The sequence below is a fragment of the Mycobacterium sp. SP-6446 genome, from assembly GCF_001954045.1.
Taxonomy (GTDB): Bacteria; Actinomycetota; Actinomycetes; order Mycobacteriales; family Mycobacteriaceae; genus Mycobacterium.
Genome location: NZ_MBEM01000112.1, coordinates 1 through 558, shown reverse-complemented (window position 1 = coordinate 558; position 558 = coordinate 1). Strand labels below are relative to the sequence as shown.

General features: G+C 63.6%; 2 protein-coding genes. Both read right to left on the bottom strand.

The window, feature by feature from the left end:
* Positions 1-118: glycosyltransferase (locus A5736_RS25915; protein ID WP_139333231.1), on the bottom strand; the 118-nt coding region annotated here is incomplete at its 3' end.
* A 145-nt stretch (positions 119-263) separates the two neighbouring features.
* On the bottom strand, positions 264-558 hold a 295-nt coding region (locus A5736_RS09765; RefSeq protein WP_175611174.1), incomplete at its 5' end, for a GAP family protein.

Below are 558 nucleotides of genomic sequence, written 5' to 3'. Positions count from 1 at the left end.
CCAGGTCAGGCGGAACCGCGATGTACACGTCGTGACCGCGGCGCAGCAGTTCACGGCCGACTGCGACGCAGGGCTCCACATCGCCACGCGTTCCATAGCTCGCCAGCACACACTTCATCGCGGGTCTGTCGGCATGGAATCTCTTCTCAATCTGCAGCGAAGTGTGCTGTGTCGGTGGCGCTGGGCAGCTAACGGCTAACTCACGGCGGTTCGTTGTAGTGCGAGACGTGACTATAACTTAGAAGCACTGGACCCCAGACTGTTCAGACGCTGCCGATGCCGCTGGCCACCAGCGAGACCCCAGCCACCGCGAACATGGCGATCAGGATTTTTCGGCGGTGGCGCAGCGCCCAGTCGTGGAGGCTTTGCAGCACCGCTTCGGTTTTCGCCGGCACGGCCAAATAGCTGAGCAGCGTGATCTCGACGATCGCGAGGACGCCGATGACGAAGGTGATGGCGGCGCTGATCTGCGTGCCGATCGCGGCTCCCGAGGCCACGATGATCGCGAGCAACAACAGACCGGCGTCGGGTTCCACCCCGCCGAGTGCCAGGCCGATC